The following is a 25,414-nucleotide window of genomic DNA, read 5'->3' as shown; positions in this document are numbered from 1 at the left end:
CGATGTTGGATAGCGGCATGGCGAGACGCAAGAAGGAGAAGCAGCCCCTGCTCGGCATTCCGAAGGGCATCGTCCTGCTGGAAACGCCCGACGGCTGGCGCCACACCATCCTCACCGAGGACGGCGGAATGCTCTGCGGACGCCTGAACGTAGCGCCACACATCGCCCCACAGGACGCCCGCACTGCGGCAGAGGCAGTGGCGAAGGGGCTCGCTCGTGACTTCCACGGCACCGACGTCGAGGTGAACTGGGACCCGCCCCAAGACCCAGGAAGCTGGAACGCACAAATCACCATCGCCGTTAGAAACGAACTCTCCTCGCCGGACGCCGGAGGATAAACGACAAGATAAGGGCCTGTGTCTCTTCTCCTGATCTGATCTTTGGGCGGGTCTAGTCTGGTGGTGTGTCCGGGTTCGACGGGCTGCTGTTGCGGCGGTGCTGTCCCGTGTGTGAGTCCCCGGTGAAGTTGGGGGCTGTATCACGGGCGGAGTACTGCTCGGCGGCCTGTCGTGCGAGGCAGTGGCGTCATGCACGGCGGATTCGCCAGCGGGCCGCGGCTGAGGTTGACGGTGCCGGGCGGCGGGTGTGCCCGGTGTGTCAGACGGTATGGGTGGCGGGGGTGGACCACCGCAGCAACGCGGTGTACTGCTCGCCGAAGTGCCGGGGCCGGGCGTCGTACCGGCGGAGCAAAGCGTTCGCCGAAGCGCCGAATTGATGCATGGGCGAACGGCCACAGGTGTCCGCTTGGTGCCCGAACGGTCAGTTCTGGTCGTTGCTGGTGTTCGATCTTTCACCGGGTTGACGCTGAGGACAGCGCGGGTTCGGCCCTGTCGCCGACGTCCGCCGCCCCCGGGCCCGCGGCGGGTGGTGAACGCAGTGCCCACCATGGTCGGCAAGGTGGCCCAGGAACGCTACGACGAGCTCGTGGCGCAGTCGAAGGTCCTGGTCGAGACCGAGCGCGAGACGCTTTTCAAACTAGGGGACAACGCTTTGGAAGTGGAGCCCCTGCAGGCCAAAGGGGGTTCCCGGCCCTCGGCCCATGAGGATGTCCAGTCGGTGGAGGAGACGCTGCGCCGGTTCGCGGACGATGTGGGCATGTGCATCGGCACCCTCATGAACTACCGCCTCACGGCAGCCCACTGGCCTTCCGAGCACCGGGTTGTGGGGGTGTCGATCGAGATCCACCGGATTCTGATGGGGCATCCGGACCGGTTCGAGCTGATTCGCAAACCGCCGTTCAACCGGCGCTATGGGAAACACCGGTGGACCGAGGACGCGGCGAAGCGGGCGAGGGGCTGGCAGGTCCACAACCCGGTGTCGGTGCAGGAGAAGGTGACCGCGATCCACGGCCTGGCGGCCGATGACCAGGTGGCCGCGCAGGTGGCGGCCGACCTGCTGCGACGGCCCGCGGTGGCGGACGAGGTCCCTGCCCAGGCGAGGGTGGAGGCGATCAGGGACCTGTCCCGTGACGAGCGGGTGGCGGCCGAAGCCGCCACCGGTCTGCTGCACCGCCCCGACGTCGCGTTCAAGGCGATGTCGGACGACCGGGCCCGGCAGTCCGTCAACCACGCCCAGGTCGAACGGGGCCGCCAGGCCCGCGAGGAGTTCGAGCAGAGCAGTGACCTCGCCCCGGCGATCCGCCGGTTCGAGCGGACAGCGGAGTTCCTCGACCTGGTCGGCGCCTGCCACACCTTCGTCGCCACCACTCACCGGGTGGTCCCCGGCCTGCGGGGCCGTACCGTCTGCGAGGACGAGAAGGCGGTGCTGGGGGAGAACATCGCCCGGGTGCGGGCCGCTCTCGAATGGATCGAGCACGCTGTCGAAACCGGGGAAGTCGACATGGACGAGGCGCTGGCCCGGCTCTTGCGGGGTGAGTAGGCGGTGGTGCGCTCCCGGCAGCGTGAGCGCGACCGGCGTCGCTCGCCCACGGCCGAGCGTCATGCCGACTCGCTCCGGCTCGCTTTGATGGAGGTCGCTCCGGCCGGGCTGAAGAAGACGCGGCTGATGGCGGTCACCGAGCTGTCCCGGTCCCAGCTGGTCCGCGGGCTGGCCGCCTACCGCGAACTCGCCGGGGAGAAGGGCTGGCCGCCGCTGGTGTGGTCGGCGGCGGACGGCTACCACTTCTGCCTGGACGCCGACGCTCTGGAGGAGTGGGAACGGCAGTGGGCGGACGTGAAGTTCACGCAGATCAGCCGGGTCATCACCGGGGTCCTGGCGCCGCATGCCAGGCTCTTTCCCAAGAGCCGCTGGGTCCAGTACATCGTCGCGCAGATGAACGCGGTCCAGAGCGCCCTCGACATGATCGCCCGTCCGCAGACCCAGTAGCCGCAGCGGCGAAGCCCATCACCAGAGCAGGAGAATGGGGGGCCGGCCCCGGTCGCCGCAGACACTTCGGGGCCGGTCCCTCGTGCCCTGTTCATGCGTACTTCCCGTTACCCCTCCGACACCACCGATGCGGAATGGGCCCTGATCGCCCCGCTTCTCCCGTCGGCGGCCAGCACGCTGCCGACCGGCGGGCACCCGGAGAAGTGGCCGCGCCGAGAGGTGGTCCTTACCGAGCGTCAAAGTGACCGGATGGGCTGTGAGCTTGGCAGACACGACGCGTAGAGGTCCGTGACGAGGTGGCGTCGGCGCACTCCCGTAGGTGCAGAGGTGCGTCCCGGTGCAGAGCACGTAACCGGCCGCTCATTGGCATGCGAGATGATGTGGTGGTGGATCTTCGTTACTTCAATCAGACCGGCTGGACGGCCATCTTCAACGGCACCGAGACCGAGATCGGCCGCATGGTGCGGGTGGAGGCATGGGACGCGGCAACCGGAACAGCGCTTGTCGTCGACCCCAAGCGAGGCGCTATGCGTCCCGTCACGGACTACGAGGACTTCTCCCACCTTGAGAAGGCCGACCAGGTCGTGGCCGCAGTGCCTGGTGGCGGATGGCGGGCCCACTGGAAGGACGAGGGCCCTGGGAAGACCCCTCTCACGGAACAGGTGCTCGCGTGGTTGATTACCTCGCAGGGTCGGGCAACGGCCATCACGATGGACGCTCACGGGCATGTTGACGATGCCGATAGCGCTGACGCCTTCATCCCGCCGGGCGAGGAACTGGGGCAGGCTTGAGGCTCCGGATCAGCCAGCTTCCGCCGCGTACGGATGAACGTCCCCAGCTATGCTGCGGGCAAGATCACCGCCGTGGAACCTGATTGAGATCGTCGGGCTGGCCGGAGACACTCGCATGATGAGTCGTAGCGCATCGCCCGGATCGGTTGAACAAGGTTGGGATGGGCCGTGGTTCCGCGTTCGCAAGGATGCCTTCGAGGCATCTTTCCTCCCTGGCTCAGACGAGGAACTTGACTCGGTGTGCAACGTCGATGCCTTCGTGAATCTCAAGGACGGATCCCAATGGAGCGCGACTGTCTTCACGGTCGCCGAGGTCGGACGCTTGATGGAGAAGTGGTCAGGGACTGGGGAAGCCTTGAACGGTCGCTACTTCTGGGTCTCGGACGGATTGATCGTCCGAGACCCAGGCATCAACAACATGACCGGTGTGATCGCTGGCCTGATCGAGACTGGCGATTTCTCCGAGATCTTCCAGCGAATCGACGGTGATTGAACAGGCCACGGCAACCGGTTATGGCCGGTCCTGTTCGAGAAGTTCGGCTTCGAGGTTGGCGATGCGTTTCTCAGCGAATCTGAGGTTGGAGCGGGCGCCTTCGAGCCGTTCTTGGAGCTTGCGGTCCTCCTGGGTGAGCTGGTGGACGCGGTGCTTGAGGGTGGTGTTCTCGGTGGTCAGCTGTTGGACGGACTCGCCGGGGACCATTTGATCTGAGGGGCCACGAAGTTTCCGGACAGGCGCCCAATAGGGTTGTCCTGGACAAGGAAACGAGGAAGAAGTGGCGCCACCCAGTAAGTACTCGCCGGAGTTCCGCGAGGAAGCCGTCCAGATCGCGTTGAGGTCAAGCAAGACGATCTCCGAAGTCGCCCGGGAGCTTGAGCTGAACTCGGAGACACTACGCGGCTGGGTGAAGAAGTACCAGAAGCAGCAGGAACCGGCCCCCGATGCGGAACTGACGGTGAACGAGCGGGCGCGCCTGAAAGAACTCGAACGACGCAACCGCGAACTGGAGATGGAAGTTACCTTCCTGAAAAAAGCCGCAGCGTACTTCGCGAAGGATCCCCGGTAGCAAGCAAGTACGAGTTCATCGATGAGATGCGGCTCGACACCGAGAAGTACGCATACAGCGTCGAGTTTATGTGCGGTCGGCTCGGCGTCTCCAGATCAGGCTACTACGACTGGAGATCCCGCCCGGAATCCGCGACAGCTCAGCGGCGCGAAGAACTGAAATTGCTCATCGAGAAAGCCTTCGACATGTCCGACAGCACCTACTGCCAAATCAGGCAACGTTCGCCCTGTTGACGAGATCGCGTAGCCGTTCGTCTGCGGCGTTCTTGTTCCTCCAGATGATGTAGCGGCGGATCATGCTGCCCTGCTCCTTGTGGCTCGCGTGGTCCGTGCCGTCGAGGGCGAAGTAGCGAAGGGCCGTGAACTGGGCCTCGATGCGGTTGAGCCAGGAAGAGTTGGTCGGGGTGTAGGCGATCTCGACGTTGTTGGCCTCGGCCCAGTCTGCGACCCGCCGGCAGCGCTTGGTGGTCAGATGCGGGGAGAAGTTGTCGCAGACGACGGCGATGCGCACGCCGGCCGGGTAGAGGCTGCGCAGGTAGCGGCAGAACTCTAAGAATTTCGAGCGGGTCTTGGTCTCCTTGATGTGACCGTAGAGCTTGTCCCTGCCCAGGTCGTAGGCGGCGAGCAGGTGCCTCACCCCGTGCGGTCGGGTGTAGGTCGCCCGCCGCCTCGGCCTGGGTTCACGCTCGGGGTCCTTGTGCTTGCCGCCGCGTTCGGCCCACTGCCGACCGGGGTGTGGTTGGAGGTTGAGCGGCCCGAACTCGTCCATACAGAACATGACTTCAGGCTCGCCGGGCTCCGGTATGACCTCGCCGTCGGCGATCGCGTAGAGGTGCTCGACCCGGGCCTTCTTGGCCTCGTAGTCGGGATCGCGGGAGGTCTTCCAGGTCTTCACGCGTTGAAAGGAGACGCCCTCCTCGCGGAGCAGGACCCGCAGGCCCTCGTGGCTGATGTCGTCGACCACCCCCTCGGCGACCAGAAAGTCGGCCAACTTGGCCAGGCTCCAGGTTGAAAACGGCAGGCCATGCTCAGCTGGCTTTGACTTGGCGATTTTCTTGATCTCGCGTCGCTCAGGCAGGGCAAAGGTCTTGGGGCGTCCACCCTTGTACTTCGGGTAAAGCGCCTCGAAACCGTCGGCGTTGAAGTCATGGATCACGTCACGAACCCGGTCCGGGCTCGTGAACGTCACCTCGGCAATCTTCGCCACGGCCATGCCCTGCACGGACAGCAGTACCATCTGCGCGCGCCGCCACGTTACGACCGAGCCAGTGCCTCTGCGGATTATCCGCAGCAGCCGTCGCCCCTCCTCGTCATCGATCTCCCGCACCCGCACCCGTTCGGCCATGCGCATCAGCCTGGCAGTGATCGGCGCCGGGATGGCAGCTCTGGCCGGCCTCGTCACGTCCGGCGTTTCCTCAGCTCCGCGAGCCATGCACGCACCTGCTCGTCGTCGTGCAAGTAGGCACCGCCCTTGTCCGCGGGTAGGTCGATTCCGTGAAGGAGGCTCAGCGCCCCCAGGAGATGTCGTCCCAACTCAAGCCCGTCGTCGACCACCCACCGCGCAGCCCAGCGGTCGGCCTCGTCTCGGGTCAGATGACCCTCGACAAGCGCAACGAAGTGCACTTCGATCTCATCAAGCGTCGGCTGGCCGCTGCCATCCATGTCCCGACCGTACATGCAGGGCAAACGTCGGCCGATGCAGCACCAGTCGCCACAGGCATCCGCAAGCCCGCTGACCTCGCCGCACAGGCCGAGGTCGCGCTGGCGCTGACTGAGCATCGGCTCGACAACCTTCTCGAAGGTGACTGACAGGCGGTCCCGGTCAGTCAAAGTCACCTATCCATAGAATATTTTGACTCACCTTCTATCTCAAACCGACTATCCAGAACGAACGACGGGGGAACGCCATGAGCATCACCAGGACCACTCGTAGAACGCGGGCCAAGATCGCCGTGTCCATCGGGGCCCTGGCCGCGGGCTCACTCATACTCACCGCCTGCAGCGGAAGCAGCGGCAGCGGCAGCGGCAGCGGCAGCGGCAGCGGCAGCGGCAGCGGCAGCGGCAGCGGCAGCGGCAGCGGCAGCGGCAGCGGCAGCGGCAGCGGCAGCGGCAGCGGCAGCGGCAGCAAGCGTGACGGTACCTACTACATCAAGGACGTCAACGGCACGTCCAAACTCGGCCAGCTGGTCGTCAAGGGCAACGGCGTCTCGCATCATGAGTACACCTGCGATGGTGTCCGCGAGAAGCCGAGCGTGACCAGCACCGGCGAGTTCAACAAGGATCAGTCCCAGATCATCTGGACGGTCGCCGGAGACGACAGCCGCAACGAGCGGACCGGCAGCGAGTCGATCTCGACCAGCAACACCTCGATCAGCATCAGCGGTAGCGTGTACGTGCGTGACAACTCCGATGCCGGCAAGGCTCTGTTGGACGGCTTCAAGGCCAAGTGCGGGAAGTGACGTGGACCTCCCACTCGCCCGGCCGAGCAGCGCAGAACCCCGTGGGCATCGCGTCCACGGGGTTCTGTTTTTCCTCGGCTGGTCAAGCCTCTGACGCCTACTCCTGAAGCTGCTGCGCCCGGTACTCCTCGATCGTCTCCGGCGGCCAGCCGTACTTTGGGACATGCTGCTCGACGAAATCGAGTTCGGCCCACGCTGCCGACCTCCGGATTCTCGACTGGGCCATCACGACGAACACCATCTCGTCAAGCGTCGGCTGGCCGCTGGCATCCATGTCCCGACCGTACATGCAGGGCAAACGTTGGCTGATGCAGCACTACGGGCACCGGCGCATTCTGAACCGTTCCGGGTTCGGTAGAGACTCTAGATTGTGGTTGTGACCTGGGATTTCGGGGTTTTGCGGTAGTAGTTGGTCTCGTATTCGACGGGTGGGATGTGCCCTATTTCACCGTGGAGTCGGCGGTGGCAGTACCAGTCGATCCATTCGGCGGTGGCGAGTTCGACATGCGAAAGGGTTCGCCAAGGTCGGCCGGGCTTGATCAGCTCGGTCTTGAACAGGCCGATCGTGGACTCCATGAGGGCGTTGTCGTAGGCGTCGCCGACCGAACCGATGGAGGCCGCGATGCCGGCGGCGTCCAGGTGCTCGGCGAGCCGAAAACTCGTGTATTGCGACCCGGCATCGGAATGATGTATCAACTCGCCCCGCTGGTAAGGCTGTTTATCGCGGTCACGTTGCCACAGGGCCATGTCCAGGGCGTCCAGGACGAGCCTGGTCTCCTTCGACGTGGCGGCTGACCAGCCGACGATCCGGCGGGAGAAGGTGTCGACGACGAACGCGACGTAGACGACGCCGGACCAGGTCTTGACGTGGGTGAAGTCAGCGACCCAGCAGCGGTTGGGGGCCGGCGCGACGAAGTTGCGGTCCAGCAGGTCCGGTGCCCGTTCCACGGAACTGTCCGGGATGGTGGTGATGATCTTCTTTCCCCGGACAGCACCGGCGACGCCCAGCTCGCGCATGAGGCGTTCGACGGTGCACCGGGCCACGATGTGACCTTGTCGGTGCAGCTCACGCCAGACCTTCCTGGCGCCGTAGACACGGTAGTTGGACACGAAGATCTGCCGGATGAGCGGCTTCAGTTCGGCGTCGCGGACGGTGCGGGCCGACGGGGCCCGGAGTCGTTTGTGGTGGGCGTAATAGGTGGACGGGGCGATCTTGCAGTCGTGCTCGGTGAGCACGCGGCAGATCGGCTCGACACCGCCGAAGCGGGCCCGGTGCTCGTCGATGAACGCTACGAGCGCGTGTGTGGCCGGTCGAGCTCGGCCGCGAAGAAACTCGCCGCGGCCTTCAGGATGTCGTTCGCCCGCTTCAGTTCGGCGATCTCCTTCTTCATCGCCTTGATCTGCGCGGACTCCTCCGTGGTCGTCCCCGGCCGCTGACCGGAGTCGACCTCGTCCCGCTTCACCCAGTTCCGCAGGGTCTCGGCCGAACCGATCCCGAGTTTCTGGGCGACGGCCCTCAAAGCGGCCGACTCGTTCGGATAGTCACCGCGGATCTCGGCGACCATACGGACCGCTCGTTTCCGCAGCTCAGGGGGATAGGAGGAAGGGCGTGCCATGACTCAATCCTTACACGGAATCAAGTCTCTATCGAACCCGGAACGGTTCATTCAGGCCCAGCTGTACCGCTGGGGCGTCGCCGCGGGCGTGGAGCTGGTCCGCCGCCTCATGCGCGAACTGGGCCTGGTGCCCTGCCTGCCACGGCCGAAGAGGTTCAACCTCACTCAGACTGCGGCCGGCCAAGTGCCGGACCTCATCGGCCGCGACTTCACTGCGGATGCGCCCGGCAAAAAGCTCGTCGGCGACATTACCTATATCGCGACCGGGGAAGGCTGGCTGTACCTCGCAACGGTCATCGACTGCTGCACGAAGGAAGTCATCGGTTACGCACTGGACGACCACTACCAAACCCCACTGATATCCAGGGCGATTCGTAACGCGGCACGGAATAGGAATCTATTGGCCGGCGCGATATTTCACTCGGATCGCGGAAGTAACTACATGTCAGCCGAGTTCGGGAGGACGCTGGACCGCTTCGGTCTCCGCAGATCTGTCGGCCGCACCGGGATCTGTTTCGACAACGCTATGGCCGAATCATTCTTCGGCGCCCTGAAGAACGAGCGCGTTTCGAGGGTGACTTACCTGACCCGCGAGGCGGCCCGGCAGGACATCACTCGCTACATCGAATTCTGGTACAATCGCAAACGCCTCCACTCGGCGGTGGGTTACCGTCCTCCGCGCGAAGTCCACGCCGAGTACGAGAAGTTGCGAATCGCCGCGTGAAATAAACGGTCAGAAGCCTGTCCGGAAAAAGCGAGGCCCCTCAATCCCGGGCAGCAGCGTCGAGCGGGCACCGGATCTACTGGACCGCAACTTCGTCGCGCCAGCCCCCAACCGCTGCTGGGTCGCCGGATAATCCCCGCGCGGGCGGGGACGACATGGCCGTGGCCCCCTCCGGCGTCCGAGGGAACGGACGATCCCCGCGCGGGCGGGGACGACGAAAGCAGGGCGGGCGGCGTTCCTCTCGGTCGAGGACGATCCCCGCGCGGGCGGGGACGACGCGCTCTTTCGTGGCGGCGGCGCGGTGTTGTTCGGACGATCCCCGCGCGGGCGGGGACGACGCGTCCCACTCGTAGGCGTTCGCGCCGTGCGGCGGACGATCCCCGCGCGGGCGGGGACGACGCAAGGTGGTGCCTCTGGCGGAGGTTGGTCTGCGGACGATCCCCGCGCGGGCGGGGACGACCCCGGCCGCCCCCGCGAGTGGGGCCTCGCCTGAGGACGATCCCCGCGCGGGCGGGGACGACCCGCGTGATCAGTCGCCAGTGACCTCGTACCGGGGACGATCCCCGCGCGGGCGGGGACGACACTGTGCGCGTGCCTCGGTGAGCGTGGTGCGGAACGGACGATCCCCGCGCGGGCGGGGACGACGGGGTCCGGTCTGCACCCGGGCCCCTTAGTTCGGGACGATCCCCGCGCGGGCGGGGACGACCGAAGGTGAACGTCCTTTACAACGGCAGCGTCAGGACGATCCCCGCGCGGGCGGGGACGACACCGCAACCGAAGGGCAGGGCTCATGTCACCGTGGACGATCCCCGCGCGGGCGGGGACGACCCGGGAACCCCAGCGCTTGCACTTCTGCCTGAGGGACGATCCCCGCGCGGGCGGGGACGACCCGCCGCAGCCTCTCGGACTGCCTGAGCAAGACGGACGATCCCCGCGCGGGCGGGGACGACAGCTCGTCGAACGGCGCCTTGCGCTCCCGTCGGGGACGATCCCCGCGCGGGCGGGGACGACCCATCGCTTCCCTACGAGCCCGAACACCGCCGCGGACGATCCCCGCGCGGGCGGGGACGACCCCGACAGGCCCGGCGTTCCCCGCCCTGGTCACGGACGATCCCCGCGCGGGCGGGGACGACGCTTCGTGACCTGCACTGTTACAACGTCGCTGGCCTCATTTCATTCACTTGCTGTTCCAGGACGCCACGGCTGATAGGCGTTGCGTGGCCTGGCCATGAGCATGATGCCGTCGAAGTCGGTGGGTGTCCATCGGTCATTGCCTGCGGTGCGGACGGCCCATTTCTGTTCGGTGGCAGCTGGTTCGATCATGATGGCTTGGCCGTCCTGGATGCGGTCGGCGAGGAGTTTCCAGAGTTGGTCTCTGACTCTCTGGTTGGGCGTTCCGACGTAGATTCCTGGGGCTGTTTCGATGAGCCAGCGGGTGAGGTGTCCTCGGAGGCCCGGAGGTGCGGCGATGAGGATGATCACGGTCATCTAGCCGTTCCCTTGAGCAGGTGGGGAGCCTGGGTCGGGGTCGCGGTCGGGTCCCAGGATGGTGCGGTACTGGGGGTCGTCGAAGATGGTGTCGTCCCAGTTGCGTCCGCCTGCCACGGTTCCGAGTTTGTCGTCCCACAGGCCGTTGAGGTCGCGGTCGATGAGGTCTTCGTCCTCGGCGGCCAGGAGGCTCTTGATGTCTCGGATGATGCGGGGCAGGAGTCGGCCCTCGGTGACTGTGTCCCGGAGTGTGATGCGGGCGTCGCGTTCGCTGGTGAGGCCTCCGGCCGCGAGGTCGAAGGCGAGGGGAATCGTGTGTTCTGCCTTGTAGAGGTCTGCGATGTCGAGGACGAAGGAGAGGGCGGAGCCGGTGTGCACGAAGCCGAGTGCGGGGCTGGCACCGATTCCGGTGATCACGGCGTGGCAGATGCCGTAGAGGGATGAATTCGCGGCGGAGAGCAGGCGGTTGACGTCGTCGCCTGCGGCGAACGCGTCGCCGGGCTTGTAGTCGCGTTTGGTCCACGGCACACCGGTGCGGCGTGAGTGTTCGGTGTAAAGGCGCCGGACTCGGGTGCCTTCGCGTCCGCGGAGTTGCTGCATGGTGAGGCCGGTGGTGTCTTCGCCGGGGAAGCGCATCGCGTACATGCGGCGTGCGACGTCGACTCGTTCGCGGGGGCGGCTGACCAGCCATGCCTGGCGGAGGAGGAGCTGGGATCCGCGGGCGGGGCCGAGGCCGGATGCGTACATGCGGACGCCGTGCTCGCCGACCCAGCACACGGCGGTGCCGGAGTCGGCGAGCAGGGCGACGGCTGCGTGGGTGATGCGGGTGCCGGGTCCCAGGAGGAGGACGGCGAGGTAGGCGGCGGGCACGTGGACCGTGCGGGTCTTGTTGACGAGGACGACGGCGTTGTCGTCGCGGTCGATGTGGCAGCGCTCGACGTACAGGCTGGAGATGCGGTCTTCCAGGCGGTGCAGGTCTTGGGTGCCTGCTTTCCACCAGGGGTCAGCCATGCCGGGGTGGTGCGGCTGCCGGGGCGAGGGTGAGGAGGCCTTGCCCGTATGCCTTGGAGGGGCCGATTCCGGTGGTGAGGGCGGTGCGCAGGGCGTCGGCGTCGGTGACGTGGAGGCGGCCTTGGAAGGTGGCGGTGGAGACGACGACCTCGCGGCCTCCGTTCTTTTTGCTGAAGCGCAGGGTGCTGCGCGCGGTGAGGGCGACGTCGGGGGCTGGCTCTCCCTGGTCGCCGAGTCCGGGTGCGGAGGGTGTCTGGGTGACGAGTGGGATCTTGAATCCGGCGCGGTCGGTGTGGGTGAGGAGCCAGGCGAGCTGGTGGGCGGCCGTGCGGTGCGGAACGCGGAAGCCCCGTACGCCGCGTTGGGCGGCGGTGCCTTCTTTGGTGTCCTGCTGAGCGCGCAGGGCGGTTTGCTCGGGGCTCATCTTCTGCGGGCGGCGCAGGCTCTGCACGGGGCTGGCGGTGAGGCGGAAGGCGAATTCGCGTCCGACGGCGACCCGGTCGAGGAGCGGGGTGTAGTCGCGGGTGAGGGGTTGTCCGCCGTCGGCGTTGGGCCAGCCGGCCTGCTCGATGAGGTGGGTGAAGTCGGGGCGGCTGTGGGTGAGGACGAGGAGTTCCGGGCGGTGCGGGTTGCCGGTCTCCAGGCGCCACAGGAGGCGTTCGGTGACGGGCTGGGTGGCGAGGGAGGCCAGGACGGCGGCGTGGATGGCGTGGGGGTTGCCCAGGAAGCGCAGGGCGCCGTTGCGGCGGGGGTTGAGGGGGATTTTGGACAGGTACGGCATGGTGATCACCCGAGCAGTGCGAAGGGGTCGTGGTCGGTTGCGGGGGTGGGGGCGGCGGGCTGCCCCGTGGGCACGGTGAGCCAGGTGTGCCGGATGATGCGGGTGGTCAGGCCGCCGCCCGTGCGGAGGTCGAACGACAGGGGGACGTCGGTGGCGGTGTCGTCGCCGTCGGGGTCCTCGAGGGTTGCGGCGAGGCGTACGTCGGGCCCGGTGGCACGGCGCTGGTGGTCGGCTGCTTGCCAGTGGGGGGTGCGCAGTGCCGTTTCCAGGTCGCGGGCGTCGTCGCCGTAGCGGATGCCCAGGGGCAGCGGGCGCGAGGGGGGGCAGGAGCGGCGGCCCAGGGCCAGGGGGAAGGCCGGGTTGCGCAGGGCCTGGCCGAGTCCTTCGATCAGGCCCTGCGGTCCCTGGAGGGCGACGACGAAGACGGCGTCCTGCAGGTAGTAGCGGTGGGTGACGTGGGTGTACTTGGCCGGAGAGGTGGGCTTCTGGCGGCCCGTGGCGTTGACCTGGCTGGAGGGCAGCGGGCGGCCCCGGTGGTCGCTGACGGTGTGGTAGTCGCGCAGCAGGCTTCCGGGCTGGTCCACGCGGACGCCCATCCGAAGGCCGACGAGGTCGGTGATCGGTTCGTCCCGGCGGCGGCCGCAGGCGGCGGCCAGGAGGCCGGTCACTCCGGACTTGGTCGGCTGGGAGCGGGTTTCCCGCCGGTTGTATTCGGAGGATCCGCCCCAGGACTGCAGCGGGCCGGCCAGTCGCAGGAGGAGCACGGCGGGGGTGAGGGTCATCGCAGCTCACCGGTTTCGAGCCACGATGCCAGCGTGGTGCGCACCTGGCCGGTCAGGCGGGGGAAGGGGATGCTGGGGCCGAAGGCGGTGGTGGCCTTGTCCTGCACGGTGCTGAGCGGGGCGTACGTCGCCAGGGTCAGGGCGGGAGCGGAGCCCCAGGTTTCGGAGACGCTGGCGAGTTCCTCGGCGAGGCGGGACACGGACTCTTCGGCGATGCCGTCGCGGGCGCGGACGGGCCGTTCGTACGCCGAGACCAGGTTGACGGGCTGGTCGGTGCGCAGGGTGACCAGGACCAGGTGGGGAAGGGTGCGGTGGGCGAAGGAGTTCTGGTGACCGCTGGGGATGGAGCGGGCGAAGGACTCCAGGAAGCGGGCTGCGGTGTCGGCGGTGGTCTCGGCGTCGGCGAGGTTGTCGTGCAGCTGGTGGATGCCGAGGGTGGCGTACCGGTAGAGGGTGGAGGAGTTGAACTCCACGGTCCCGATCATTCCCGCGCCGGAATCCTCGGTGTTTTCGTCGTCGACGGCTGTGTAGTAGTCGAATTCGGTCTGCACCGGGTGGGTGGAGAGCGCGTGGGCGACCTGGACCGCGGCGTCCACGTTCAGGGAGGGGAGGTCGGCGACCATGCGGCCGAAGAGGGCGACCTCGGCCGGGTGGCCGGTGGTGAGCTGCTCGGCCACCGGCAGCTTCTTGATCTCCGCTTCCAGTTCGGTATCGCTGAGAGCCGCGAGGTCGGGTGCGCGGCCGTCGAGCAGGTTGATGACGGTGTCCAGTTGGGGCTTGCCGAAGAAGAGGAGGTAGGCCGACTGGGCATCCTTCTTCGCGGACTTCTTGATGCCCAGGGGGGCCACGAGTGCTGTGGCCAGCCGGTCGGCCTGCTCTGCTGCAAGCCCGGTCGTGGCCTTGAGGCGCGTCGCGAGGAGTTCGGTGATCTTCTTCGTGCGGGTGGCCCGGTCGGTCTCGGGGATGCTGCTCGCGAAGTGGGTGCGTGTCGCGCGCTTCCACGCCTGGGAGGAGACCCGGGCACGGCGTGCGCCGCCGAAGACGGCCTGCTTGGGGGTGCCGGAGTCGTCGCGGTTGATGTTGGACGGGGGCACGGACTGCAGGACGTGCACGTCGAGGTAGAGGCGCGGTGCGGTCATGGCGGTTGCTCCTGTGGTCGATGTGACAAGAGGGTCAGGCACCGTCGGTGCGCTCGGTGTCGGCCCAGTCGTAGTACTGGGCGCCCCACCGGCGCCGGACCTGGTCGCGCGCTTCGGGGGTGTGCCAGCGCAGCACGTCGTAGAACAGTGCGGTGTAGTCGAAGGGCTGGCTGATGCCGCGCAGTTGGGTGACCAGGCCCCGCAGGTGGTGGGCGAGCTCCCCGACCTCTTCCGCGGTGGCCAGGGCGTTGACCCGGGTATCGAGCGCTTCGGGGTTGTTGCGGTACTGGTCCGACTGGCGGAGCGTCCGCAGAGCGCTGCCGAGGCCGTTCTTCGCCCGGTGCATCGACGTGCGCTGCGACTGCTGGTGGACCGCGAACAAGGTCAGCGCCGTGTGTTCCGCGGCCAGCGTGCTGGAGGGAGCACCGGTCTGTGCCTCGTACTCGCTGATCCTGACCCGGTGGAATCGCCACATGTCCGGAGCGTTGCCGGGCTCCTGGCCGATTCCCCGGCGCAAGGCGGCAAGTTCCGCACCGGCACGGAGTGCGCCGGGGGTGAAGTCCTCCCAGTACAGCGGGCGTCGGCGAGCAGTCATGCGGGCACCTCGGCTTCGGAGCGTTGGACTGGGGAGCGTCGCGCCTCGGCGGCGCGCGGAAGGGTGGCGTAGAGGGCCTTGCGGAAGCCGCGCTCGGCCGTGGCCGTGCGGAAGACGCCGTCTGCGGTCACGCGTCCGCCGAAAGCGGTCGGCGGTGCGGCGGCGAGCTGCTCGTGGGCCAGCGCTGCGGCGGTGTCCCACAGGGTCGCTTCCCAGTCCCCCAGGGCCGTCTCGACCTGGTCGAAATCGCCTGCCGTACCGCGCAGGCGGGTCAGCAGGTGGCGTACGGGCTGGTCGAGTGCGTACGGCAGCTGCTGGGACAGGCGTGCGCCCTTGTCCCGGGGCAGCGGGTCGCCTCCGGCGGCCCGGCGCAGATCCATCTGGAGCCAGTCCAGGGCGCGGCCCAGCCGTCCCGCCTGGCCGACGGCTTCGAGCAGGGCGTCCCGCAGCCCGGCGTGCTCTGCTGCCAGGGCCGCCACGGGGACCGGCAGGGTGTCGTGCACGGAGTTCTCCACCACCGCTGACTGGTTGCCGTACTCCATGGCGTACGTTTCCAGCCGGAGCGGGTAGTCCTCAGCGATGCAGCCCTCGCCCTCCAGCTCGCCCAGCTGTCGCAGGAGTTGTGAGGTGTAGGGCCCGTCCCCGTCGGCGGGGAGCGACAGCGCGAGGAGCGTGTCCATGCCCTGCCAGGCACTGCGGCCGGGAAGGTGGCGGCGGGGCCGCTGCGGTCGCTGGCCCGCCTTGGGCTTGGCGGTCTGGGTCCACGCGGTGTGCGGCTCGTACAGGGGGGTGGACTCCAGCCGGTCCCCCGCGGCGATCACCACACGGGTGATGCGCGGGCCGTTCGGGGTCTCGGCCGCGATGAGGCGGATACGGCGGGACTGCCAGGTCATCAGGTCCAGCAGACCGCGCGCGGGGCGCGTCTGCCAGCACGGGGTGGCCGGGTCGGCCGCTGCCCACTGCGGGGCGTCGCCGGGGGTTCCTCCGTCGTACTGCACGGGAAGGTTCAGCAGGACCGTCTCGTACAGGGTCCGGCCCACCGGCACGATCACGCCGAGCTGCCCCAGCGGACCGGTGTGGTTGCCTGTGGTCTTGCCCGCCTTGACCTTCGGGTCACCGACCGCCCCGGACTTGATGGCGGCGGTGTCCCAGCAGTGGGCGTGCACCAGCCACAAGGCGGCCTGGGCTGGGGCCAGTTGCAGAGGGTCTGCCTCGCTGAGCGCACTGAAGAGAGGAACGTTGTTTCCGGTGGCGACGGCGGGCATGAGCAACGCCGGCGACTTCGTCTCGCCGTTGGCCGCTTCCAGCCCGCCGACCTGCGCGAAGGGCCTCTCCACGGACAGGAGGTCGAACCTGTCGCCCTGACGGTCCATGTAGGCGGTGAGTGTGTCCCGCTCGTCCGAGGTGAACTTGCCATGCTCGAAGCGCTGTTGCCATTCCTGCGGCGACCGCGGAACGCCCAGCGCGTCCAGCACCACAGGGAGCAGCACCTGGCGGAGCACTGCCGGCACCATCGTGGGAGTCGGCAGCGCCAGAGACTGGATCTCGTGCAGGCTCAGCAGCACCGCGCTCAGCGAACGCTCCGAGATCTTGCCCTGACGGTCGAGAACCGGGAGCCAGGGCTGCGTCATCAGGTTGTACGTCACATCAGTACCTCCCTCAACGCTGCCGGGTCTCGGGGTCCGGGGTCAGAGCACCGTGGCCCGGCAGCTGCTGCGAAATTACTGCCAATGCTGCGGGTGTAGAGAGCTACTTTCGATTCCACCCCTGCCGTCAGAACGGCCGGTATGCTGCCCTCTCACACCGGCCCGCACATGGCCCATGCCACGCACGGTTATTCAGCAGCACGGGCAGCCAACAAGTCGTCCCCGTTATGCGGGGGTTGCCAGGCATCACTTGACAACCAGCCTCATGCCTTCGACGTGCGTTACCTCGATCGAACAACAGACGGACGCCGCCTCGTCAAGGAGCCGTTTCCACCACCACGGCGCCCTTTCGCCCCTCCGTATAAGTCAATGCCTGAGCCAATCCGTCTGGGTGAAACCAGCCTGGGCCACTGCCAGCCGACTCGAAGGAGCCGATAACTGATCATGAGAACCTCGGCTCTGCTTTGAAACGCCTGAATGAAATGAACAGGCATCGCATGTATCACCGCAGGTGAGCAAGTGACGTCCCCGCCCGCGCGGGGGTTGTTCCCCATAGAGCAACCCATGGGGCAAGGGGTGGAGGACGTCCCCGCCCGCGCGGGGGTTGTTCCCTCAACCGGCTCTTGAAGAGCGACGGCCAGGTGACGTCCCCGCCCGCGCGGGGGTTGTTCGTACCGGCGGACCGACCCGTACGTGTACGGGTAGACGTCCCCGCCCGCGCGGGGGTTGTTCCCGGGTGAGGGTCCGGTGGGCCTGCTCGCGCTCGACGTCCCCGCCCGCGCGGGGGTTGTTCGTAGGTCGCGCTGTGCTCCTCGGACTCCAGGAAGACGTCCCCGCCCGCGCGGGGGTTGTTCCCCTGGAGAGGGATTCACTGTCCTACCTGCTGCGCCGTCCCCGCCCGCGCGGGGGTTGTTCTACGAGTGTGGAGACCGCAACCCCCCTCCGGGTGCCGTCCCCGCCCGCGCGGGGGTTGTTCGCCTTCGCGGTAGAGCTGGCCGACGTTGGCCAGGCCGTCCCCGCCCGCGCGGGGGTTGTTCCCGTTCGGGGCGGCGGACCCTCTGCCCCCCCCCCCCGAGCCGTCCCCGCCCGCGCGGGGGTTGTTCCCGGCCGCCCTTCACCCATCCGTCCAGCTCGACGCCGTCCCCGCCCGCGCGAGGGTTGTTCCTCCGAGCGCGCACAGCTCGCCTCGCGCGGCAAGCCGTCCCCGCCCGCGCGGGGGTTGTTCCGACGACGTGTCGACGGACTGCCTGGGTTGCTGGCGGTCCCCGCCCGCGCGGGGGTTGTTCGCTGCCCATCCTCCTGGACGCCGATGACGTGGCGCCGTCCCCGCCCGCGCGGAGGATGTTCCTCGACACCCCGCCGCTGGAGGAGTGGGTGACGGTCGTCCTCCCTCGCGCGAGGTTGTTCGGTCATCGGCAATGGTGTGTGCCCGCCACAGGCTTCGTCCCCGCACGCGCGGGGGTTGTTCCGCTGCCGGAGTTACATGCAGGTGCGGCAGGGCGTCATCCCCGCCCGCGCGGGGGTTGTGCGATGGCGCGGGCGAGGTCCCTGCGCCGTACGGCGTCGTCTCCGCTCGCGCGGGGGGTGTTCTCCTGAGGTTGAGTACAAGGACAAGGACTGCAAGTCGTCCCCGCCCGCGTGGGGGGGTGTCAGCTTCACTTCACGATCAGGCCCATGTCGTCGTCGTACGCCACCTCATAGCCCCCCAGCCGGGTTGTGTTTCCCTCGTCGAGCACGAGGGCCGGTGTGTAGCGCAACCACGGGTGGGCCGACCACCCCGGAAGGGGCGCGAGGTCAGCCTCGGCAGCGCGGGTGAGCTTTCCCGGGAGCCGGGTCGTACCTCCGAGCACCGCTTCGACCACGGGGGCCTCCGACGCCTCGCCGTGAATGCCGAGGCGGGTTCCGTTCAGCGCGGTATAGCCGCCCGGGACTTTACGGACGATCACCACCTCGACGGCCTCTTCTCCGTCGCGGACGAGTGCCTCCATCTGCCCCTCATCTCCGAATCTGGCGGAACCTTGGTAGTGCAGGCCCGCCAGAGTCGGCCGCCCCCAGTCGCGGTGTCCCGTGAGAAGAAGTTCCTGGGCTGCCGCTGTGCGTTTCGCCTGCTCCTGCTCCCACGCGATCCGTGCCTCGTCTTCCGTCGCCTGCCACTGTGCGGGGAAGAGGTTCACGTCGCTGTACGCAGCGGCAACCAACCGGGGCACGTCAGTCGGCACCATCCAGTCTTCACCGGCCAGCTCACCGGACGGCGCGCCGATGTCCCCCGCCGCCTCGCGCACCAGGGCAGCGGCCCTCAGCAGGGTGTACACGCCGTAAATGAACTCGGAGGTGCGGAGCAGCCGGGGCACTTCTGCGGGGCCCTGCTCGATGCCCGTGACAATGACCCGTGGGCTTTGCATCCGGGCCGGTCTCGGGGTGCCGTCATGGCGGTGCAGGCGGCCGATGCGCTGGAGCAGCAGATCGGTCGGGGCCAGATCGGTGATCAGGAGATCCGCGTCCACGTCGAACGACTGCTCCGCGAGCTGGGTGGCGACAACCACCATGCGCTTCGGGCGGCTGCGGCCCGCGCCGGGGCCGAGTCGGGACAAGCACTGGTCCGTGCGGTCCGCGCGGTGCGTCGCACACAACCGGCCGTGCAGAAGGTGCACTTCCGCCGCAAGGGTCTGAGTCAGCTGTTCGTAGACCCCCTGCGCCCGGTCCACCGAGTTGAGGATAACCAGGACGACACCCCCGTCAGCGATTTCCTGAAGCACGCGCTCGGCTACTGCTTCCCCCCGGTCGGAGACATCTGCAAGCCAGGAGAGCTGCACGGGGATCGACGGCCGCCAGCTCTTCGCTGCCGCGCGCGGACGGTGCACCACGGGCTGGCCTTCCGCCACCCACGCTCCTGTCACACACGGGTAGCCAACAGGCTCCGGCACACGCACATGAATGTCGGCCCCGGATGCACCGGCGAGATAGGCGTCGACCAGCAACTGGCGCTGAGCGGGTGGCAGGGTGGCCGACAGCAGGACCACCGGCACGCGGGCCTGCCCCAGCCAGCGCAGCGCCTCGGTCAAGAACTGCCGCATGTACACGTCGGCGGCATGCACCTCGTCGACGATCACGACCTTTCCCGCCAGCCCCGCGAAGCGCAGCATCACGTGCCGGGTCCGGGTAGCCGCGTACAGCAGATGATCGACGGTGCCGACGCCGAACCCGGTGAGGAGCCCGCGCTTACGCCCCAAAAACCACAGGGCCGGTCCTCGGCGCTCCGGGGCACAACCGGTATCGGCCAGACCGTATGCGTCGTCCTCGTCAATGGCCCCGTACAGATCATCGTGACTGTCGTTGCCGCTGGCGTGCGTCTGCCATACCTGCTGCCAGCGCGGGTTGAACATGTGCTTGCCATGCAGCAACGCCACCTGGTCGGCCAGTTCCGGATCGAACGTCGCCACCCAGTCGAGGACCTGCGTGTACATCGGGTCGCTGGTGGCCTGGGTCGGCATCGCGACGAAAACGCCGTCCAGCCCGAACCGCGCCGCCAGGATCTCCGCCGCCGCCAGCGCTCCCTTCGTCTTGCCCTCCCCCATCGGCGCCTCGACCACCAGCAGCCCGGAGGCGGGCATCTCACTTGCCAGTTCCATCAGTTGAACCTGGGCAGGGCGGGCGGGCTCCCCGAAGCGCACCCGTACCAGATCCTCGCCCGGTACAGGAAGCGGCAGTTCACCCCATCCGCCCCTCAAGCCCAGCGCCTCCCAGCCTGTCGTGGCGCGCAGCCGGGCTGTCGCCAGGGAGAGGCCGGCGAGGTTGTCCTGTCCCGCGAAATGCTCGCTGTTACTGGCCACCCAGTCGGCCATCACGATCATTCCTGACAAGGCGAGCTGCTCGGCCTTCGACAGCGGACCCACTGGGCATACCGACTTGATGTCCTCGAATCCCACAGCCCTGGTGAAGACGTCCAAGAGCGCCCGCTGAACCCTCTGCCACTTCTCGCCGCGCCCTTGCGGCTCACCACCAGCTGCTCCGCGCTGCAAGATGCCGGCGCCCGGAAACACGCCATGGTGCCCGGCAACAAGCGGCCATACCCACCGGGACTGCTCCGGCCCCCACTCCTGCCCCAGTACCCGGCTGAGCAGCACCCCGCCAGCTTTATCGTGCCTCCACACAGGCTTCATGGAAGCGCCAGGACCCCACACGAGACCTGCTGCGCGTACCCGCGCGGCGCCCTCAGCATCGAGAGACTGAAAAGCCGGGGTCGCCTTGCCGCAGTCATGAATCCCGCACACCCACATGAAGAAGAGCCGCCCCCGGCCCCCCGTCACCTCATCCAGCCGCCACCGCATCCACGGAGCCACAAAAGTCCGCCACATGCACTCGGCGACCGCCGCCGTGTCCAGCAAATGACCGAGCAGCAGATGCGACGCGCCGCCACCTCGCTGGGCCGACTTCCCCCACAACACACCCAGCCAAGCAGCCGTCTCGGCGCCCAGCCCCAACTCCCGGATCACATCATCAAGCGCCTTTGCATCCTGCGTTTCGTGCACCTTCCCGCCTCGCCCCCCTTGGACCAACACCGTGGCCAACCTGCTCTGTTGAAACTAGCCTGGCCCACTGACAGCACCCCGAAGGAACCAAAGACTGATCAGGAAAGCCCTCGGCTCCCCCTTGAAGCACCTAAAGGAAATGAACAGACTTCGCATGCATCACCGCAGGTGAAGAAGTGTCGTCCCCGCCCGCGCGGGGGTTGTTCTGCGCAGAAGCGACTCTCGCGTGAGGTCTGGGAGTCGTCCCCGCCCGCGCGGGGGTTGTTCTTCGGCCAGCGCTGCCCGCGACCCTCCGGGCCTGTCGTCCCCGCCCGCGCGGGGGTTGTTCCAGGCGAAACGGGGTCCGGGCAGGTCAGGGCCGGTCGTCCCCGCCCGCGCGGGGGTTGTTCTCCGATTCCCGCGATGACGAGACCGCCCAGGACGTCGTCCCCGCCCGCGCGGGGGTTGTTCCCCCAAGGGCACCGGCAAGGGCACGGTGAAGGCGTCGTCCCCGCCCGCGCGGGGGTTGTTCCGTGACCGGCGGTCTGCCGCAGAAGTTCCGGGTGTCGTCCCCGCCCGCGCGGGGGTTGTTCGTCCCCGCCCGTCAGCCCATCGAGTCCGGACTCGTCGTCCCCGCCCGCGCGGGGGTTGTTCGACGGTTCTGCCGTCGCGGTGCCGTACCCGGGTGTCGTCCCCGCCCGCGCGGGGGTTGTTCGCCGCCTTGCTGCGGCTGTTGACTGGGGGTGACGTCGTCCCCGCCCGCGCGGGGGTTGTTCGCGGGGGGCGCGCAGGGTGCGCAGGGCGACGGCGTCGTCCCCGCCCGCGCGGGGGTTGTTCGACACGCACGGCCGCATGGAACTGGCCGCGAACGTCGTCCCCGCCCGCGCGGGGGTTGTTCCCACCCGAGAGGGGGCAGAAATGGCCCTCCACCGTCGTCCCCGCCCGCGCGGGGGTTGTTCCCTCCGCGATGACGAGCACCGGTCGGCTGTCTGGTCGTCCCCGCCCGCGCGGGGGTTGTTCGCGACCCAACTCCAGGCGGGTGAGGCCGAGAAGGTCGTCCCCGCCCGCGCGGGGGTTGTTCCACCGGAGCCACCGCCCGGTCGGTGCTAGGAACGTCGTCCCCGCCCGCGCGGGGGTTGTTCGATCGACGCCCCCGACCGGGGCGAGGCCGGAACGTCGTCCCCGCCCGCGCGGGGGTTGTTCGGACGTCCGGTACGTCCCGGTTGCTCCCCACGGGTCGTCCCCGCCCGCGCGGGGGTTGTTCCTTCGACTACGTGTATTGGCGCCCCATCGCGGAGTCGCCCCTGCCCGCGCGGGGGTTGTTCGAGAAGGCACGGGAGTTGCTGAGCACCTACCGGTTCGTCCCCGCCCACGCGGGGGTTGTTCGCCGGGCATGCCCGCAACCTTGATCCCAGACAGGTCGTCCCCGCCCGCGCGGGGGTTGTTCGTCCTCGCCGACGAGGAGGGTGCGGGCCTGCCCGTCGTCCCCGCCCACGCGGGGGTTGTTCGTTGCTCAGCTCCATGGCATCGCTGATGCGAGCGTGTCCTCCCCGCCAGCGCGGGGGTTGTTCGACCAGACCCGTAACACGATGACGGTTTTCCCTGTCGTCCCCGCCCGCGCGGGGGTATTTCGGACACGCACCGAGCCCGCCGCCCTCCGCGCACGTCGTCCCCGCCCGCGCGGAGGTTGTTCCATCCTGAACGCCAGCGACCCGAGGGAGGGCCGGTCGTCCCTGCCCGCGCGGGGGTTGTTCCCCGAACGCTGCTCCGGCGCGCGTGACGACGTGGTCGTCCCCGCCCGCGCGGGGGTTGTTCTGTGGGGCGGGACCTCCTTTCGTGGCGCCCCCGGTCGTCCCCGCCCGCGCGGGGGTTGTTCCTCGATAACGAGGGACGTTGCCGCGTCGCTGGTGTCGTCCCCGCCCGCGCGGGGATCGTTCGTCGCCGCGCGGTACGACCGGCCCGTCCGGGATGTCGTCCCCGCCCGCGTGGGGGTTGTCCAGGGGTGATCAGCCCCGGCAGGGTGGCCAGGATGTCGTCCCCGCCCGCGCGGGGGTTGCTCCATGCTGGGGAGCTGGAAGGCGTCCAGGGTCCAGTCGTCCCCGCCCCCGCGGGGTTGTTCCTGGCCAGATCAGATGGAGCTGCGCCTCGTCGAGTCGTCCCCGCCCGCGCGGGGGTTGTTCGTCCGCGATGTGCTCACCCCGCTCACCCAACCGGTCGTCCCCGCCCGCGCGGGGGTTGTTCGTACTTCGACGACAGCCGCTACCTCGCCGGGTTGTCGTCCCCGCCCGCACGGGGGTTGTTCCGACTCCAGGGTGGAGTAGGACGCGGCGAACCCGTCGTCCCCGCCCGCGCGGGAGTTGTTCGGACGTCGAGGCGCTCACGCAGTCGGCGCTCGGGTCGTCCCCTCCCGAGCGGAGGTCGTTCGGTCACCCGCACCCCCGAGGGTCTGCGCGTCGTGTCGTCCTTGCCCCGCGCCGGGGTGGTTCTTGCCGGGTCTGGACCATGAGCCATCCAGCCAAGTCGTCCCCGTCCGCCCGGGGCTCGTTCGAACGGCAAGTCGACGTTGGCCCCCGCGATCATGTCGTCCCCGCCCGCGCAGGGGTTGTTCCAGGACCGGCAACGCCATCAACCTCGCCAGGCTGTCGTCCCCGCACGCGCGGGGGTTGTTCCTTCATCGGCTTCAGCTTGTCGATGGGCAAGACGTCGCCCCCGCCCGCGCGGGGGTCGTTCGTACGGGTCGCAGTACACCCGTTCCAACAAGTCGTCGTCCCCGCCTTCACGGGGGTAGTTCCTGGGCACGCGTCCTCGTCGGCTCGGCTGGTGGGTCGTCCCCGCCCTCGCGGGGGCCGTTCTCAGCGGTGCGCCATGAACGACCTGACCGGCACCTCGTCCCCGTCCGCGGGGGTTGTTCCGGCACCCGCGTCCTGCGGCACACGATCGTGGGGTTGTCCCCGCCCGCGCGGGGGTTGTTCCTTTCGCCGTACCCGACGATGCGACATAGAGACGTCGTCCCAGTCCGCGCGGAGGTTGTTCCCGGTCAAACGACATCGGGATTCGTTCGAGGGCCTCGCCGATCTCGTCGTCCGCGACGACCATGTTCACTACACTCGCGCCTCTGAGACCGGCTCACAGTGAGGCATCCGCGCGTGTCCAACCAGCCTTGTCTTCTGCTCATCGGCGGCGGGGCCGGATCCGGGAAGACCACCCTGGCCCGTGCTGTGGCACAGGAGTCACGGGATGCGGGTCTGGTCCATCTCGATCTCTTCTACCACCAGGACCCGGCGCGGGCGCCGAGCGTGGCGCGGCTGGACGGGCAGCCGGGGCGAGTGGTCGACTTCAGCGACCCGCGGGCCCTTGATCTTGCCCGGATCGACGCGGCGCTCGGCGCTCAGGCCAGTGTGCCGTTGGTGATCGTGGAGGGTATCTTCGCTCTCGCTCTGCCCGCTCTGGCCGCTCGGGCGTCCTGGTCGGTGTTCGTCGACGCTCCGGCGGACCTGCGGGTAGTGCGCAAGACGGTACGCAAGATTCAGGAGGGCAAGGACCCTCTGCCCGGTCTGCTCGGGTACGCCAACACCGTCCGCGCCTACGACCTTCACATCGCGCCCACCCGACAGCAGGCTGACCTGGTCGTGGACGGCACGCTGCCGGTCCGGGACCAGGTCGAGTCGGTCCTGAAGGTCATGGACCGATAGGCCGGTAGGCGGGGCGGGTCAGACGATGAGGCCCCGTTCGTGCACGGTGCGGGTGACCCACGTGATCCGTTCCTCGGTCGTCAGTCCGGCGGGCAGTTCTATCACCGGGACCCCGGGGGGCGGGTGCATGCCTCGAAGAGGCCGACGTCGACGGTCTTTCGGAGGTTGGCCGCCCGGAGCCGCATCCGGTCCCGGGCTGTCTGCTGGTAAATGGAACCGCACGGGCACATTCACCCCCGCCCCCCCCAGCAGCTCAAGGGGGAACTGCTGGGGCAGGGTGGTGGTGCCCCTTCTCAGGGCGGCGCGAGTCGGGCATGGGTATGTACCGTCATCTCGGGAGGGAGTCGGCGATCGGCGTCAGTACTGTTGGCGCTGGTAGGCCGTGCAGAGGGTGCAGACGCGGCGGGCGAGTGGGAGGGGTGGGCCAGGGTGCCTGCCGTACTCCGCTTCGGGCACCGCCCAGCACCACCTGGCGATTGATAAAAGCGCAGGTCAGGACACTTTCCCGCAAGAGGTGGTTGCGGAGGGTTCCCGCGCGTCATACTCGGGGCATGGCCGACCTCGAAATCCCCGAAGCGATCAAGCAGACGCTCGAAGACCTCGCGACGTCGGCGGGCCTGTCCCTTCCGGACTACCTCGCCGATGTCGCCGCGGAGAAGAAGCGCGAGCAAGCCCTGGCCGTCGGCGCCGCGGCCTTCCGCCGAGTGACCCGCGACTCCGACACGGTGCGCGCCTTCGACGACGAGTTCGGCGGCCCCGCCCCGTCAGCACACACGCCCCGGGCGGCCTGACCT

Annotated in this window: 24 protein-coding genes, 1 pseudogene and 3 CRISPR repeat arrays; of the genes and pseudogenes, 11 read left to right on the top strand and 14 right to left on the bottom strand. The window is 68.3% G+C overall.

What is annotated here, in order from left to right; translation table 11 throughout:
* The first annotated feature begins 17 nt into the window (after window positions 1-17).
* Window positions 18-338 carry a hypothetical protein gene (locus OG897_RS32210; RefSeq protein ID WP_266662358.1) on the top strand — a complete coding sequence of 107 codons (321 nt, stop codon included), beginning with the start codon at window positions 18-20 and terminating at the stop codon, window positions 336-338.
* A gap of 259 nt (window positions 339-597) precedes the next feature.
* Here OG897_RS32210 and OG897_RS32205 read toward each other — a convergent pair whose 3' ends face one another.
* Complete coding sequence (locus OG897_RS32205) at window positions 598-720, bottom strand: hypothetical protein (protein ID WP_266662356.1); 123 nt, start codon at window positions 718-720, stop codon at window positions 598-600.
* A gap of 165 nt (window positions 721-885) precedes the next feature.
* Between OG897_RS32205 and OG897_RS32200 the strand changes: the two genes are divergently transcribed.
* From OG897_RS32200 to OG897_RS32180, 5 genes and pseudogenes are all read left to right on the top strand, one after another.
* Window positions 886-1,878 (top strand): DUF6192 family protein, encoded by a 993-nt coding sequence (locus OG897_RS32200; RefSeq protein WP_266662537.1) that lies wholly within the window; start codon window positions 886-888, stop codon window positions 1,876-1,878.
* A 6-nt stretch (window positions 1,879-1,884) separates the two neighbouring features.
* Window positions 1,885-2,325 (top strand): RacP protein, encoded by a 441-nt coding sequence (locus OG897_RS32195; protein ID WP_266662354.1) that lies wholly within the window; start codon window positions 1,885-1,887, stop codon window positions 2,323-2,325.
* A 93-nt stretch (window positions 2,326-2,418) separates the two neighbouring features.
* Window positions 2,419-2,550 (top strand): annotated as a pseudogene (locus tag OG897_RS32190) (transposase); the annotation flags it as partial.
* A gap of 143 nt (window positions 2,551-2,693) precedes the next feature.
* Window positions 2,694-3,116 (top strand): hypothetical protein, encoded by a 423-nt coding sequence (locus OG897_RS32185; protein WP_266662352.1) that lies wholly within the window; start codon window positions 2,694-2,696, stop codon window positions 3,114-3,116.
* A gap of 118 nt (window positions 3,117-3,234) precedes the next feature.
* Window positions 3,235-3,609 (top strand): hypothetical protein, encoded by a 375-nt coding sequence (locus tag OG897_RS32180; protein WP_266662535.1) that lies wholly within the window; start codon window positions 3,235-3,237, stop codon window positions 3,607-3,609.
* An 18-nt stretch (window positions 3,610-3,627) separates the two neighbouring features.
* Here OG897_RS32180 and OG897_RS32175 read toward each other — a convergent pair whose 3' ends face one another.
* The gene (locus OG897_RS32175; protein ID WP_266662350.1) at window positions 3,628-3,816 is read right to left on the bottom strand and encodes a hypothetical protein; all 189 of its coding nucleotides are present in this window, start codon (window positions 3,814-3,816) and stop codon (window positions 3,628-3,630) included.
* A 73-nt stretch (window positions 3,817-3,889) separates the two neighbouring features.
* On the opposite strand from OG897_RS32175, the gene OG897_RS32170 reads away from it, so the two are divergent.
* Complete coding sequence (locus OG897_RS32170) at window positions 3,890-4,180, top strand: transposase (RefSeq protein WP_232654321.1); 291 nt, start codon at window positions 3,890-3,892, stop codon at window positions 4,178-4,180.
* Window positions 4,181-4,390: 210 nt separating this feature from the next.
* Here the strand turns inward: OG897_RS32170 and OG897_RS32165 are convergent, their stop codons facing one another.
* Together OG897_RS32165 and OG897_RS32160 are read right to left on the bottom strand one after the other, a co-directional pair.
* Window positions 4,391-5,524 carry an IS630 family transposase gene (locus OG897_RS32165; protein WP_266662348.1) on the bottom strand — a complete coding sequence of 378 codons (1,134 nt, stop codon included), beginning with the start codon at window positions 5,522-5,524 and terminating at the stop codon, window positions 4,391-4,393.
* A 53-nt stretch (window positions 5,525-5,577) separates the two neighbouring features.
* Window positions 5,578-6,015, bottom strand: a complete 438-nt coding sequence (locus OG897_RS32160; protein WP_266662346.1) for a hypothetical protein — start codon at window positions 6,013-6,015, stop codon at window positions 5,578-5,580.
* A gap of 71 nt (window positions 6,016-6,086) precedes the next feature.
* Between OG897_RS32160 and OG897_RS32155 the strand changes: the two genes are divergently transcribed.
* Window positions 6,087-6,638, top strand: coding sequence for a hypothetical protein (locus OG897_RS32155; RefSeq protein ID WP_266662344.1), 552 nt, complete (start codon window positions 6,087-6,089; stop codon window positions 6,636-6,638).
* 97 nt (window positions 6,639-6,735) lie between these two features.
* Here OG897_RS32155 and OG897_RS32150 read toward each other — a convergent pair whose 3' ends face one another.
* Together OG897_RS32150 and OG897_RS32145 are read right to left on the bottom strand one after the other, a co-directional pair.
* Window positions 6,736-6,912, bottom strand: a complete 177-nt coding sequence (locus tag OG897_RS32150) for a hypothetical protein (RefSeq protein WP_266662342.1) — start codon at window positions 6,910-6,912, stop codon at window positions 6,736-6,738.
* 89 nt (window positions 6,913-7,001) lie between these two features.
* A protein-coding gene (locus tag OG897_RS32145; RefSeq protein ID WP_266657791.1) for an IS3 family transposase occupies window positions 7,002-8,254 on the bottom strand; the annotation gives its coding sequence in 2 pieces (ribosomal slippage) (window positions 7,002-7,972 and window positions 7,972-8,254; 1,254 coding nt in all).
* Here OG897_RS32145 and OG897_RS32140 point away from each other — a divergent pair.
* Window positions 8,253-8,978 (top strand): IS3 family transposase, encoded by a 726-nt coding sequence (locus OG897_RS32140; protein ID WP_266662340.1) that lies wholly within the window; start codon window positions 8,253-8,255, stop codon window positions 8,976-8,978. The two genes, OG897_RS32145 and OG897_RS32140, sit on opposite strands and share 2 nt — an antisense overlap.
* A 127-nt stretch (window positions 8,979-9,105) precedes the next feature.
* Window positions 9,106-10,111: a CRISPR direct-repeat array (repeat unit 28 nt; unit sequence GGACGATCCCCGCGCGGGCGGGGACGAC).
* A 40-nt stretch (window positions 10,112-10,151) separates the two neighbouring features.
* Here the strand turns inward: OG897_RS32140 and cas2e are convergent.
* The 8 genes from cas2e to cas3 all read right to left on the bottom strand — a co-directional run bounded on the left by cas2e (window position 10,152) and on the right by cas3 (window position 20,949).
* Entirely contained in the window at window positions 10,152-10,466 is a 315-nt protein-coding gene (gene cas2e, locus OG897_RS32135; RefSeq protein ID WP_266662338.1) for a type I-E CRISPR-associated endoribonuclease Cas2e, read from the bottom strand.
* A complete protein-coding gene (cas1e, locus tag OG897_RS32130) occupies window positions 10,467-11,477 on the bottom strand; it encodes a type I-E CRISPR-associated endonuclease Cas1e (protein WP_266662333.1) in 1,011 nt (336 codons plus the stop codon).
* Window positions 11,470-12,258: a type I-E CRISPR-associated protein Cas6/Cse3/CasE gene (gene cas6e / locus OG897_RS32125; protein ID WP_266662331.1), complete on the bottom strand. Its 789-nt coding sequence runs from the start codon at window positions 12,256-12,258 to the stop codon at window positions 11,470-11,472. The genes cas1e and cas6e overlap by 8 nt, the downstream gene beginning before the upstream one ends.
* A gap of 5 nt (window positions 12,259-12,263) precedes the next feature.
* Complete coding sequence (gene cas5e / locus OG897_RS32120; RefSeq protein ID WP_266662329.1) at window positions 12,264-13,040, bottom strand: type I-E CRISPR-associated protein Cas5/CasD; 777 nt, start codon at window positions 13,038-13,040, stop codon at window positions 12,264-12,266.
* Window positions 13,037-14,179, bottom strand: a complete 1,143-nt coding sequence (gene cas7e, locus OG897_RS32115) for a type I-E CRISPR-associated protein Cas7/Cse4/CasC (RefSeq protein ID WP_266662327.1) — start codon at window positions 14,177-14,179, stop codon at window positions 13,037-13,039. The genes cas5e and cas7e overlap by 4 nt, the downstream gene beginning before the upstream one ends.
* A gap of 34 nt (window positions 14,180-14,213) precedes the next feature.
* Entirely contained in the window at window positions 14,214-14,774 is a 561-nt protein-coding gene (gene casB, locus OG897_RS32110; RefSeq protein ID WP_266662325.1) for a type I-E CRISPR-associated protein Cse2/CasB, read from the bottom strand.
* Window positions 14,771-16,420: a type I-E CRISPR-associated protein Cse1/CasA gene (gene casA / locus OG897_RS32105; protein ID WP_266662323.1), complete on the bottom strand. Its 1,650-nt coding sequence runs from the start codon at window positions 16,418-16,420 to the stop codon at window positions 14,771-14,773. The genes casB and casA overlap by 4 nt, the downstream gene beginning before the upstream one ends.
* Window positions 16,421-16,941: 521 nt before the next feature.
* Window positions 16,942-18,071: direct repeats of the CRISPR family, unit length 26 nt; unit sequence CGTCCCCGCCCGCGCGGGGGTTGTTC.
* A 4-nt stretch (window positions 18,072-18,075) separates the two neighbouring features.
* Entirely contained in the window at window positions 18,076-20,949 is a 2,874-nt protein-coding gene (gene cas3, locus OG897_RS32100; RefSeq protein WP_266662321.1) for a CRISPR-associated helicase Cas3', read from the bottom strand.
* Window positions 20,950-21,127: 178 nt separating this feature from the next.
* Window positions 21,128-23,347: a CRISPR direct-repeat array (repeat unit 23 nt; unit sequence GTCGTCCCCGCCCGCGCGGGGGT).
* Window positions 23,348-24,074: 727 nt separating this feature from the next.
* Between cas3 and OG897_RS32095 the strand changes: the two genes are divergently transcribed.
* Window positions 24,075-24,620, top strand: coding sequence for a uridine kinase (locus OG897_RS32095; RefSeq protein ID WP_266662319.1), 546 nt, complete (start codon window positions 24,075-24,077; stop codon window positions 24,618-24,620).
* Between the two features lie 551 nt (window positions 24,621-25,171).
* Window positions 25,172-25,411 (top strand): antitoxin MazE7, encoded by a 240-nt coding sequence (locus OG897_RS32090; RefSeq protein ID WP_266662317.1) that lies wholly within the window; start codon window positions 25,172-25,174, stop codon window positions 25,409-25,411.
* Window positions 25,412-25,414: the final 3 nt, after the last annotated feature.

The organism is Streptomyces sp. NBC_00237, from assembly GCF_026342435.1.
In the GTDB taxonomy this organism is placed as follows: domain Bacteria; phylum Actinomycetota; class Actinomycetes; order Streptomycetales; family Streptomycetaceae; genus Streptomyces.
The sequence above is the reverse complement of the archived record's forward strand: the minus strand, read 5'-3'. Positions and strand labels throughout refer to the sequence as shown.

Coding starts and splice junctions, on each gene's coding strand:
- OG897_RS32150 (WP_266662342.1), bottom strand. CDS start 6,912: ATGGATGCCAGCGGCCAGCCGACGCTTGACGAGATGGTGTTCGTCGTG.
- cas6e (WP_266662331.1), bottom strand. CDS start 12,258: ATGCCGTACCTGTCCAAAATCCCCCTCAACCCCCGCCGCAACGGCGCC.
- OG897_RS32165 (WP_266662348.1), bottom strand. CDS start 5,524: ATGGCCGAACGGGTGCGGGTGCGGGAGATCGATGACGAGGAGGGGCGA.
- OG897_RS32090 (WP_266662317.1), top strand. CDS start 25,172: ATGGCCGACCTCGAAATCCCCGAAGCGATCAAGCAGACGCTCGAAGAC.
- OG897_RS32200 (WP_266662537.1), top strand. CDS start 886: ATGGTCGGCAAGGTGGCCCAGGAACGCTACGACGAGCTCGTGGCGCAG.
- OG897_RS32210 (WP_266662358.1), top strand. CDS start 18: ATGGCGAGACGCAAGAAGGAGAAGCAGCCCCTGCTCGGCATTCCGAAG.
- OG897_RS32205 (WP_266662356.1), bottom strand. CDS start 720: ATGCATCAATTCGGCGCTTCGGCGAACGCTTTGCTCCGCCGGTACGAC.
- OG897_RS32180 (WP_266662535.1), top strand. CDS start 3,235: ATGAGTCGTAGCGCATCGCCCGGATCGGTTGAACAAGGTTGGGATGGG.
- cas7e (WP_266662327.1), bottom strand. CDS start 14,179: ATGACCGCACCGCGCCTCTACCTCGACGTGCACGTCCTGCAGTCCGTG.
- OG897_RS32185 (WP_266662352.1), top strand. CDS start 2,694: ATGCGAGATGATGTGGTGGTGGATCTTCGTTACTTCAATCAGACCGGC.
- cas5e (WP_266662329.1), bottom strand. CDS start 13,040: ATGACCCTCACCCCCGCCGTGCTCCTCCTGCGACTGGCCGGCCCGCTG.
- cas1e (WP_266662333.1), bottom strand. CDS start 11,477: ATGGCTGACCCCTGGTGGAAAGCAGGCACCCAAGACCTGCACCGCCTG.
- OG897_RS32140 (WP_266662340.1), top strand. CDS start 8,253: ATGACTCAATCCTTACACGGAATCAAGTCTCTATCGAACCCGGAACGG.
- cas2e (WP_266662338.1), bottom strand. CDS start 10,466: ATGACCGTGATCATCCTCATCGCCGCACCTCCGGGCCTCCGAGGACAC.
- casB (WP_266662325.1), bottom strand. CDS start 14,774: ATGACTGCTCGCCGACGCCCGCTGTACTGGGAGGACTTCACCCCCGGC.
- OG897_RS32155 (WP_266662344.1), top strand. CDS start 6,087: ATGAGCATCACCAGGACCACTCGTAGAACGCGGGCCAAGATCGCCGTG.
- OG897_RS32175 (WP_266662350.1), bottom strand. CDS start 3,816: ATGGTCCCCGGCGAGTCCGTCCAACAGCTGACCACCGAGAACACCACC.